Here is an 11,324-nt window from a genome sequence, read left to right as displayed (position 1 = left end):
GTTTATAGAAGGCTGGTATAACCGAAAGAGAATTCACAGCAGTATTGGCTATCAAACACCTCAAGCCATTGAGGATCAAATTAGAAGAACAGCCTAAGACTTAACTTTTTTGTGTCCAAATTATTGACTCAAATCCAAAAAATTTGACGGAGATAGAAGGTTAGAAAGAGTTATAAGAGTGGTTAAGGATGTTACCGACTTTGTAATTCTTGGTGTAAAGCCTAAATATAAATTTCCAAATCTGAAAGAGGCGATCACTTTACAAAAGTTATTAAATGAAATTGATGCTAGTAAATATAAATTTTCTTCTGTTAAATACAATAGATTAGCAAAACGAGTGTTGTTAACAGAAGAGAGTGGATTCGAAAGATTAGACTTAAAATCAACAAGGGATGTATATACATCCCTTGTTGATTTTAAGTCATTTAATTCTTTATGAACTTAATGCTTATTACCTTTGATTTAGGGAGGATTTACTTATGAAAAACGTTTTATTATTAGCAGTAGGCATGTTTGCCTTGGGCTTTGATGCTTATATTATTGCAGGTCTTCTTCCTGGAATTAGCGACACGTATGATAAGAATGCATCACAAGTAGGGCAAGCGGTTAGTATATTTACTCTATTTTACGCTATATCCGCACCCTTGTTCTCTTCCTTACTTGCTGGTAAACCCATAAAAAAAGTACTGTTATATTCAATGCTCATTTTTACCATTGCTAATGCTATTACAGCTTTAGCCCCAACATTTTCTATTCTTTTACTATCTAGAGCAATTGCTGGGGTAGGAGCTGGCTTATTTTCTCCGCTAGCTGTAGCAGCCTCTGCGCAGCTTGTTTCTAGTGAAAAAAAAGGGAGAGCTATAGGACTGACCATAGGAGGAATGAGTATAGGGACAGTATTAGGTGTACCTTTAGGTCTCTATGTCTCAAATGTGTTCAACTGGAAAATATCCATGTGGGTCTTAGTTATTATCGGTGTAATAGCGGCTTTAGGAATGCTTAAATTTCTACCACATTTCCCTACCACACCACCCCCTGCACTGAATGAACGGTTAAAATTGTTTTTAGATAAAAGGGTTGCTATAACCGTGCTAATCACATTTTTTGCCAGCTTAGCAAGTCTAGGCTTATACACATATTTATCTCCACTATTAAACGAAATTTCAGTCTATAACAACCTGGCCGTATACCTCTGGGCTTGGGGATTCGGAGGATTATTTGGAAGTGTAATAATTGGTTACTTGATCGATCATTTCAAGAAACCAAAAACTTTAGTTACCATCATTCTAATTACATTAACATTATCTATTATATGTATACCAATAATGATTAACATCCCTTTACTACAATACTTTCCTTTCTTTGTCTGGGGAGCAATGGGATGGGCCTGCCAAGCACCTCAACAACATATATTACTGTCATACCAACCTCAGAATGGAAGTTCGGCAGTAGCATTAAACAGTTCTATTAACTATTTAGGAAGTGCAATAGGTGCTACTCTAGGCGGGGTTGTTTTGTCTTTTGGAACTGGAAGTATTATGTTAATTTATTTTGCTGTTCTATCTATGATATTTTCCCTTTTCTTACAGTTCTATAGTATGAAAAGAGAATTTAGAATCACAGAGAGCAGTGAATAATAATAGAGAAAACCAGAGAGACACCCTTATGTCGAAAGGGGTCTCTCTGTCTAAATTTTGGAAATCCATCTCCAAATAAATTTAACACTCTTATTATAAGTATAATAAAGCAAAAAAACTTTTTCGCTGTCACTTCATCGGACTTAATCAATAATAATCCATCTTGGTAAGACGACCAAATGAGAGGTATGCTATATTTAATTTTTAAACAAAGAAAAAAGATCCATTACTAAAGAAATGAACGAGGAGAAGGGGTAGATTAATTCTTAATTCATGAAAAAAAAGGAAGGGAATTATGAGAAAACAACGTACGGAAGCGCTGTCTCTGTCGGGATTGAGTATATTCAGCGAAAGTGGTTGAAACAGAACAATTGGCTTTATATTTTACTGCATGGCATGTTTGGTTTGGTCAATGGAGTATGGTTTGCATCTTGGCTGATGGCCTTGCATGGAATGGCGGCTGCCTTATTATATGCGTTCATGGATCGATGGCTGTATAAGAGAATGGCTGAAAAAAAGGGGATCAAGGGATTTGTGCTCGTTCCGCTGCTTCTATGCGTAATCAGCTGGGGAGTCATGTTCTTCACCTCTCCGTCTTCTCCTCCCTTCACAAAGGAAGAAGCCGTTAAATTTGCGATGAGCGGAAATGGCACGGTCACAGATGCATTTCCAAAGAAAGCAGGAAAATGGCAGGGCACAGTGAATGGATATGAAGTCCAACGGGAAACAAGCGTACAGAAAGAGGGACAGGAAATATATCTGGTGATCTTCACGGAAAAATGGAGGAAGGGACAGGAAACAGGTTCCTGGCTTTTATCTTATCAAGTGGATAAAGGCAGCTGCACTGCTTACGCAGAGGAAGGAGAAAGGCCGCCTTACTATAAATAACGAAAAGAGGAGGAACCGTCATGAATGTTGGCTTTTACCGCTCCTTGTTTCCGATTACGGCGACCCATATCCATCTGGCCAGCTGTTCCCAAGGGGCACTGGCAAAACCGGTTTCAAGAGCGATAGAGGACTATCAACATGAGCTGCTGGTTTCAGGGAACAACTGGAAGGCAGCGATGCGCAAAGCGGAAGAAGCGAGGGAGAGGTTTGCCAAACTGATTGGCGCGGAAGCAGACGAAATTGCCCTTGTCGCCTCCGTTTCAGATGCGATTTCTGCGGTCGCCGTTTCTCTTTCTGCCGGAGCCGAAAAACGCAAAATTTCATTTACCGATATCGATTTCCCTACGGTTGGACACATTTGGCTTGCACAGGAATCATTCAAAGAAAAAACCTCTATCATCCGCTCCTGTCACGGAGAAATCCCTTTGGAGCAGTATGAGCAAGACGTAACGGCCGATACTTTAATCACATGCATCCCGCATGTTTCTTATTATAACGGTTATAAACAAAACCTAGAGGAAATCGCCCGTATCGTTCACCAAAAAGGCTCGCTGTTGTTTGTCGATGCCTATCAATCCGCTGGACATATCCCGATTCATGTAAAAGAAATGAAGATCGATCTATTAACAGCCGGGACGCGCAAATATATGCTGGGCATCCCGGGAGCAGCGTTTTTATATATAAGAAAAGAGCTGGCCGAACAGCTCAAACCGCAGATAACGGGATGGCTAGGGCAAAATCCTTCCTCCACCTTTGATATAGAGCGCCCAATGTTTGCTGCAGGAACCCGCCGCTTTGAAACAGGGACACCCTCTTTTATTAGTATATACGCCGCCTGTTCAGCGCTTAATTTACTTTTAGAAATAGGAGTCGAGCAGATTGAAGCTGATTTAACAGAATTAGCCCGATTTACCATACAATATGGACAGGAAAAAGGACTGCATCTGATAGGGCCGGCCAACTTAGATCAGAGATCAAGCCTTGTTGCTTTTCAAGTGGGTGATGCAGCCAAAGCGGAAGCCATGTTAAGAGATAAGAAAGTGATCGTGTCCGCAAGAGAAGATGTTATTCGAATCGCACCACACCTCTACAATACGCAGGAGGAGATACAGCATGCACTAGATGAGTTGGCCATTGTGCTGAAAAAAATTTGAGTGCTGGCTTAGGCTGTATGTAAAACAGGAGCTTCAGAGGGAGGAGGAAAATCATGCGATATATATGGTTTTTCGTTATTTTGTCAACCGTTTCCTTTTTTATTTTTGATAACAACGTCATGAAAGCTCTGAAGTATGCCTTTCTGGTGCTTGCCATCATCTTATTATTAGACTGGCTGACCAATCGCAGAAGAAAGAAAGACTGACAGAATGCCTGCCGTCTTTTTTGGTTTGCCTGCGGATGAGGGCTGTTGCTTTCCATTCCAGGCGCTTCGCTTTCCGCGGGGCGGGCGGTGAGCCTCCTCGGCGCCAAAACTCCTGCGGGGTCTCGCCTGTCCCGCTGATCCCGCAGGAGTCTTCGCGCCTTCCATTCCAATCAAGTGCACAAAAAGAGGGCAGCTGGACAAAGAACTTAAGGTTCGGAATAAGATCATTCTGCCTCCCTTTTGCCAACAAGCGGCGACTGACAGACCGCCTGTCAGCTTTTCTTTTGACTAAATAAATAATAGGACTATTTATGCTTTTCATATGGCTTCACATTCAAGAAAAGCGCTTGCTTCGATCCTAACGTGCTGTACCAAACTAATATAGAGCTGCTGATGAAAACAAATCCCATAAGAACAAATACGACAGGCATGTCCAAATAGCCGGCAAGCAGCGATCCCAGAAAGGAGCCTATAATTTGCCCAATGACTAGCACACTATTTGTGGCACCGATGCGCACACCTTGACTGTTCTGCCTGGAGGTTTGCATCACGAAAAAGAGAACGGTTTGGATTAACGCACTAAAGAAAAAGCCTTGCAGGAACCTGATAAACAAAAGCCAGCGGACATCTTGCGTGAAGGCTTGCAATAAGACAAAAAGTCCACAAAGACTGGCTGCAAAAAAGAAATTCTTCTCCACCGAGGAAGAATCATTTCTCTTCCCCCACCAAGGTGAACCGACAATTTCCCCCATCGATGTAGCGGCTATTAGCAACCCAACCCAAATAGCCGCTTGTTCCGGCACAATGGATTTAATATAAGGAGAAAAGATCGTAAAGATTCCGAAATCCCCGATTTTTGCTAAAATTCCCGCTAAGATAAACAGCCTGACTGTGCGGTCCCGAAATAAACTATGGAACGCCGCGGATACACGGTGTGTATTTTGGTGGTTCAATTTTTTTCTTTCTCTTTCTTTTAAAACGAACACGGAAAGAAAGGCAAACATCATAATTAAAGACCCGGTGAAAAGCAGCAAGAAGCTAAACCCCCACACTCCTGCGAGCAGACCGCTCATTAACGGTCCCGCTAACAGCCCTATGGAACTGGCCGACTGTAAGTGGCCGAGAATTTTCCCCTGTTTATTTTTAGGCACCTCTAAAGCTACAAAAGCAGCACTTGCATCTGAAATCCCCCCGAAAGCCCCTTGGCACAGGCGGCATAGAAAAAGCTGAAAAGGAGTTTGGGCGATCCCCATTAAAAAAATGCTGATTCCAAGCCCAAACAAAGCCCTGATAACCATCCATTTTTTACTCCAGCGGTCAGTAAGCTTTCCCCAAAACGGCGTACAAATAGCGTAAGAAACAGCGGGGGCAGAAACGGCCAGACTGCTCCAAAGCAAGAGAGCTTTCGTATCATGAACACCCAATCCCTCCAGGTAAAGCGGCAGGAAAGGGCTAATGCCCGTGAGGCCAGCAGAAGTCAGGAAACGGCCCATCCATAAAATAGTGATATTAGTATCCTTGTTTTTGTCTTTCATTCCATCGGTTCCTTTCTGCTGATAAAAGAGAGCGGGTGATTGGAAACAATTATTTCAAAATCCATAATAAATCATCACTTCAAATTTTTGTATAAGCCAGAAGTCTCATTGACAATGATTATCATTCTCTCTTATCATCTTAATTGAAAATGATTTTCATTATCGTCAAACAGGAGGGTTTTTATGATTGAACTGTTGAATCAATCTTTTGGCAAAGAGGGAAGAGTAGCTGATTCTATTGTGTCTTGTATAGGCAATACTCCTTTAATTCAACTGAGTCGGCTTTTTTCCCAGAACAATGTCGAGGTTTTAGCCAAGCTTGAGCTGATGAATCCAGGGGGAAGCATGAAGGATCGTTCGGCTAGATTTATTATCGAGCAAGGATTGCTTGAAGGGCTGATCCAGCGAAACTCTCACATTATTGAAAGCACCTCCGGAAACTTTGGAATTGCTTTGGCTATGGTTTGTAAAAGCTATGGCCTGACTTTTACAGCAGTGGTCGATCCAAAGATCACTAAAGCTAATTTGACTATTTTAAAGCTGCTGGGAGCCCGGATTGAGATGGTGGATGAACCAGACGATCAAGGCGGATATCTAAAAACACGAATTGCACGCGTCCAGCAATTGTTAAGAAGCCATCCGAAAGCCTACTGGATTAACCAGTATGCCAATGAATGGAACTGGCAGGCTTATTATCAAGACACGGCAGATGAAATGGTAAAGCAAATAAACGGGCCAATTGACTATTTAATTGCTGCTGTGAGCACAACAGGAAGTATTCTAGGCTGTGCCCGCCGGATTCGCCAAGATCACCCGAACGTGAAAGTGATCGCAGTAGACGCTGTAGGGTCCGTCATTTTTGGAGCGCCTGCAGCCAAACGGGAGCTCCCCGGCATTGGTTCCAGCCGGATCCCAGAATTATTAAATGAGGAGGAAATTGACGAAATTATCTATGTAAACGATATGGAGTCTGCTCAAGGATGCCGGGATTTACTTAGCAAAGAAGGTATTTTCGCCGGCGGATCATCGGGCTCGGTTGTCGCTGCCTTGAAAAAAATAATCCCTGACCTAAAATCCTCATCACGCATCCTCACCATTTTGCCAGACCGGGGAGAGCGTTATTTGGATAGTGTGTACAGTGAAGAATGGGTTCAAAACCTATCACAAAACACCACAACTAATTGAAAAGAGGAGAAAAAGAAATGAATCAGCCATCTATTTGTTATTTAAGCAAAAGTGATATTCAACAAGCAGGAGGGGGATCTTCTGACCTTTATGTTACGGCTCTTGAGCGGGCTCTTCGGCTTCATGCCAAAGGCGAGTTTGTTCAGCCCTTAAAGCCGTACTTGAGAGCTAATGGAAAAGAGGGACATATCGCAGACCGCATTATTGCCATGCCGGCGCATCTTAGCGGCGAATCGCCTGTATCTGGAATTAAATGGATTGGCAGCAAGCATGACAACCCGGTTAAGAGAAACCTGGAACGCGCCAGCGGCCTGCTTATTTTAAATGACCCGCAAACGAATTATCCAATAGCCGTTATGGAAGCCAGTTTAATCAGTGCCATGCGTACGGCAGCCGTTACGGTAATAGGAGCCAACTATCTTGCCAAAAAAAACTTTCAGCAAATCTCCTGTTTAGGCTGCGGCATCATTGCCAAAATGCAAGTCACTTCCATGCTTGAACAATTTGAGCAAATTCGCAAGGTCCATCTCTTTGACTTGAACGAAGCATCTGCCCGAAAAATGGCCCAACATATTCAATCGCAGTTTGAACAAGTCGAGGTATGTGTGGCAGACAGTGCAGAGAAGGCCGTCCGCCAAGGAGAAGTCGTCATTACAGCAACCGTCACGGATCAGCCTTACATTCCATTTGAATGGCTGCAGAAAGGGGCATTTATAAGCAACATTTCCATTATGGATGTCCACAAAGAGGTATTCCTTCAAGCGGATAAAGTCATTGTCGACGATTGGGAGCAGGCGAATAGAGAAAAGAAAGTCATTCATCAGCTTGTTGTAGAAGGCAAGTTTTCCCGCGAGCAACTTCATGCTGAATTAGGAGAAATTTTGATTGGCAAAAAGGCCGGGCGGGAGTCAGAGGAGGAAATCATTCTTCTGAACCCAATGGGAATGGCGATTGAAGACATTTCAAGTGCCTATGAGGTTTACCGGAGGGCGATTGCTAACAATATTGGAACAGCTTTGAGCCTGTATTAAAGGCAAGGGAGGAAAACAACATGCACTCTATGCAGATCAACAGCAAGACGTCTGTTCACACCATTCGGAATGCCGCTCAGCGTTCAGCTATTGAGCGTCTGTTAAACACCTACTTGCGTGAAACCGGAATGACAGACCCAAGAATCCATTCTTTAGATAGCCTGCCGCAGTTTTCCGCTGTCTTTAAAGACAGCCACTCTGATGAAGAACCTATGCGTATAGTGCTTCCAAGAGCCAAAGCTGCAATCGCGGGAACAGTCCTTTATCTTTCACCTTTTGGCCATCATCGCTACGGAGAGTCTTTTTGGCTTGAAGAAATGGATAAATCAAGCATTCGAAAGATTGAACGGCTTCATGATCTGGCTGAAATTGTATTACTGGAACTTTCTCACGACCTGCCTGATGAACTGGATAGACAAAATAGAGTGAGCGAGATACTTGCCCATATCGAGAATTCTTTGCAGAAAACAGAAGTCTATATGCGGCATCAGCTGAACAGTCTCCCATTTTGGAAGGCAGAAGGGGAAAAGAAATTTGCCGCGGCGGAACAAGCTTTACTGTCCGGCCATCCGTTTCATCCTGCTCCTAAAAGTTCACAAGGATTTTCTGCTGATGACCTGGCCCGCTACGCACCGGAGATGTCCGCTTCTTTCGCCTTGCATTATTTTGCTGCAGAGCCGGGCTTAGTGGAGGAAGAAGCAGATGAAACAGAGGAGATGCTGCTGCCGGAACAAGTACTGAAAGAAGCCCGGCAGAAACTGGGCGAAACACAGCAGCATTATCGGTTATTGCCATGTCATCCCTGGCAAGCTCAGTACGTAAAAGGCTGGACCGAGGTTCAGGAATTAGTAAAGGCCGGAAAGTTAGTAGATTTAGGCCCGCTGGCAAATCCGGTTTACCCTACTTCCTCTGTACGGACCGTATGGGACCCAGCACACGGTTATTTTTTTAAGCTCCCGCTGAATGTCCGTATTACAAATTTCGTCAGAGTGAATCCGCCGGAACAGTTAAAACGCACGGTAGATGCCAGTCGGTTGTTGAAGAAAGTATCAGAGCAGCTTCCTTATGATCATTTTACAGTCCTTGCTGAAGAAGGCTATAGAACCTTAAATATCCCGGCAGTGAATGAGCCGGATCAGCTGAAGATCGCTGAAAGCTTCGCCGTGATCTTCCGGCAAAATCCTGCAGTTCAGCCTTTTGCGGAAAGTACGCCGTTCGTTGTCGCCGGCCTATTGGAAAAGCCAATGAATGAGCCGGAGCCCCCATTAATGCAAGCTATACGATCCGCTGTAAACGATGGGGAAAAAGCCCTTTCCTCTGATTTACTAACAACATGGCTTGAACGTTACTTGGAGATAGCGCTGCGGCCATTAATGTACTTGTTTGCAGAATACGGAATCAGCCTAGAAGCCCATGTCCAAAATTCCATGGTGACATTACAGGATGGCTGGCCTGTTCACTTTTATGTAAGAGATCTTGAGGGAGTCAGCATCAGCCAGGAGCGGGCGGCAGAGCTGGGCTATTTTGATGGAATAATCGATCCGCATAGCGCTGCTTTATATCCGGATGCCGAAGCCTGGCACCGATTGAAGTATTACGTGCTCGTCAATCATTTCGGTCATCTGCTTCATACACTCGCCTTTTATGGAGGGGCGGATGAACGAAAGCTCTGGAAAATAGTCGGCGAATTCCTTCAGTCTTCGGGCTTATTCGATCAAGACAGAGGCCTGCCTTACTTACGAAGTCTTCTTGAGGAGGAGCATTTGCCGGCCAAGGCCAATTTAATCAGTTATTTTCAAAAAAGAGGGGAAAAGCCTCTCTATGTTCCAGTCCCGAACCTTTTAAGGAAACGAGAGGAGGACATTTTACCATGGAAGATCTGACTGTAACATTGGCGGAGGCCATTCAATCTGATCAATATATCCAAGTTCGAAGAAGAATATTTAGGCAATTGATCGAATCATTGATATATGAAGGAGTCATCTTTCCTGACATAGAGACCGATCAAGACGGACAAGTCTTCCTTATCAATGGAAAAGATCAAAAGGGCCGACCGGTTCAATACAGATGCCGCGGTGTTCAACGATTTACATTCGGGCGAATCCGGCTAAGTGATACACCTGTGGAAAGACGATCAGACAGACAACGAACCGAAGCGCAGTCATTGTCCCAATTTCTTTTGGATATTCAATACAGCCTCCAAGCGGATGAAGATAAGATCGCCGCTTTTGCAAATGAATTAGAAAGAACCCTGTTTCATGATACGCATGCCCAATATACACGGCAGCACAGGAACATCCATGTACGGAATGCTGAATACGACGAGTGGGAAAGCGAGGTGATGGACGGGCATACCTACCACCCAAGCTACAAATCGAGGATCGGATTTAGCTTTGAGGACAACTGGCGCTATGGACCCGAATTTAAGCAGGCCATTCAGCCTTTATGGGTTGCTGCTCATAAAAGTGAAATCAAGCAATCTATTTCAGCACGTCAATCTTACCGGGATTTTTTGCTAGAAGAGCTGGGTGCTGGCCGGCTTTCTGCCTTTGAAGCAAGACTCCGGGAGATGGGGGTGTCTGCTGAGGAGTATGTTTTTTTGCCTGTCCATCCTTGGCAGTGGAACAACATCATCACCACTTCCTTTTTGAAAGACCTGCGGGAAAAACGCGTTATTTTTCTCGGTACATCGGGTGATTATTATCGATCACAACAGTCTATTCGCACATTAGCCAATATGACTTCACCTGCAAAGTGTTATTTAAAACTGGCCATGAGCTTAGTGAATACATCTACAGGCCGGATACTGGCTCCCCACACCGTACAAAATGCAGCTGTCATTTCAGATTGGCTCAAAGAAATGGTGGAAGAGGATGAATTCTTACTAAAAGAGGCGCGTGTTGCATTGCTTGGCGAGACAATAGGGATATGCTATGATCCGCCTTCCTTGTCAGCATCCGCCCGTTCATCGACATACGGGGTATTAAGCTGTATTTGGCGGGAGAGTGTCCATTCACTTTTGGAGCCGGGGGAAGAAGCCGTGCCATTCAGCGCGCTATCAGCATTGGATGCGGATGGCAGGCCGTTCATTCAAGAGTGGGTGACTGAATATGGAGCGGAAAGCTGGCTGCGCCGCTTATTCGAAGCAAGTATTCTGCCGGTTGTTCATTTTCTGTATGCCCATGGGGTCGCCCTTGAAACTCATGCTCAAAATATGATTTTGATCCATGAGAAGGGGATGCCTAGGCGTGTAGCTTTAAAGGATTTTCATGACGGCATCCGCTTTTCCAAAAAGCATCTGATGCATCCCCAAAAAGCTCCCTGCCTGCAGCAGACACCGGATTACCATGCGCGGGTCAACCGAAATTCCTTTCTCGAAACAGATGATATAGCAGCTGTGCGGGATTTTATGCATGATGCTCTTTTCTTCATCAACATAGGGGAATTAGCGATTTTTATGGCTGATCATTTTGGATACGACGAGCGCAAATTTTGGGCTCTTGTACGAACAGTATTGGAAACGCATCAACAGCGATTCCCTCAACTGGCTGAGAGATATCAGTTGTTTAATTTATTTGCACCAACTGTACAGGTAGAACAATTAACGAAGCGGCGGCTGTATCCTGATACCGAAATCCGGGTTCATCAGGTAAGCAATCCGTTAGGTACTAGTTAATATAAAAGGGGG

General features: G+C 44.2%; 10 protein-coding genes. 9 read left to right on the top strand and 1 reads right to left on the bottom strand.

What is annotated here, in order from left to right; all coding sequences use genetic code 11:
• The first annotated feature begins 178 nt into the window (after nucleotides 1-178).
• From B1A98_RS15525 to B1A98_RS20540, 5 genes are all read left to right on the top strand, one after another.
• Nucleotides 179-439: a hypothetical protein gene (locus B1A98_RS15525; protein ID WP_041114103.1), complete on the top strand. Its 261-nt coding sequence runs from the start codon at nucleotides 179-181 to the stop codon at nucleotides 437-439.
• Nucleotides 440-479: 40 nt separating this feature from the next.
• Nucleotides 480-1,637 (top strand): MFS transporter, encoded by a 1,158-nt coding sequence (locus B1A98_RS15520; RefSeq protein ID WP_041114104.1) that lies wholly within the window; start codon nucleotides 480-482, stop codon nucleotides 1,635-1,637.
• A gap of 273 nt (nucleotides 1,638-1,910) precedes the next feature.
• Nucleotides 1,911-2,525, top strand: coding sequence for a hypothetical protein (locus B1A98_RS15515; RefSeq protein ID WP_052477350.1), 615 nt, complete (start codon nucleotides 1,911-1,913; stop codon nucleotides 2,523-2,525).
• Nucleotides 2,526-2,545: 20 nt separating this feature from the next.
• Nucleotides 2,546-3,679 (top strand): aminotransferase class V-fold PLP-dependent enzyme, encoded by a 1,134-nt coding sequence (locus B1A98_RS15510; RefSeq protein WP_041114105.1) that lies wholly within the window; start codon nucleotides 2,546-2,548, stop codon nucleotides 3,677-3,679.
• Between the two features lie 53 nt (nucleotides 3,680-3,732).
• Nucleotides 3,733-3,885 carry a hypothetical protein gene (locus B1A98_RS20540; RefSeq protein ID WP_156141484.1) on the top strand — a complete coding sequence of 51 codons (153 nt, stop codon included), beginning with the start codon at nucleotides 3,733-3,735 and terminating at the stop codon, nucleotides 3,883-3,885.
• A gap of 305 nt (nucleotides 3,886-4,190) precedes the next feature.
• On the opposite strand, the gene B1A98_RS15500 is transcribed toward B1A98_RS20540, so the two are convergent.
• Nucleotides 4,191-5,420, bottom strand: coding sequence for an MFS transporter (locus B1A98_RS15500; protein WP_052477351.1), 1,230 nt, complete (start codon nucleotides 5,418-5,420; stop codon nucleotides 4,191-4,193).
• Nucleotides 5,421-5,603: 183 nt separating this feature from the next.
• Between B1A98_RS15500 and sbnA the strand changes: the two genes are divergently transcribed.
• From sbnA to B1A98_RS15480, 4 genes are read left to right on the top strand one after another with little or no spacing between them, the layout of a single operon-like run.
• Nucleotides 5,604-6,605, top strand: a complete 1,002-nt coding sequence (sbnA, locus tag B1A98_RS15495) for a 2,3-diaminopropionate biosynthesis protein SbnA (RefSeq protein ID WP_063386157.1) — start codon at nucleotides 5,604-5,606, stop codon at nucleotides 6,603-6,605.
• Nucleotides 6,606-6,622: 17 nt separating this feature from the next.
• Nucleotides 6,623-7,636 (top strand): 2,3-diaminopropionate biosynthesis protein SbnB, encoded by a 1,014-nt coding sequence (sbnB, locus tag B1A98_RS15490; protein ID WP_041098713.1) that lies wholly within the window; start codon nucleotides 6,623-6,625, stop codon nucleotides 7,634-7,636.
• 20 nt (nucleotides 7,637-7,656) lie between these two features.
• Complete coding sequence (locus B1A98_RS15485; protein WP_052477353.1) at nucleotides 7,657-9,519, top strand: IucA/IucC family protein; 1,863 nt, start codon at nucleotides 7,657-7,659, stop codon at nucleotides 9,517-9,519.
• Nucleotides 9,507-11,312: an IucA/IucC family protein gene (locus B1A98_RS15480; protein WP_041114107.1), complete on the top strand. Its 1,806-nt coding sequence runs from the start codon at nucleotides 9,507-9,509 to the stop codon at nucleotides 11,310-11,312. Before B1A98_RS15485 ends, B1A98_RS15480 begins: the two co-directional genes overlap by 13 nt.
• Nucleotides 11,313-11,324: the final 12 nt, after the last annotated feature.

The organism is Pseudobacillus badius (genome assembly GCF_002189605.1).
GTDB classification, from domain to species: domain Bacteria; phylum Bacillota; class Bacilli; order Bacillales; family Domibacillaceae; genus Pseudobacillus; species Pseudobacillus badius.
Note: the sequence above shows the minus strand (reverse complement) of the source record. Positions and strands in the feature narration are given on the sequence as shown.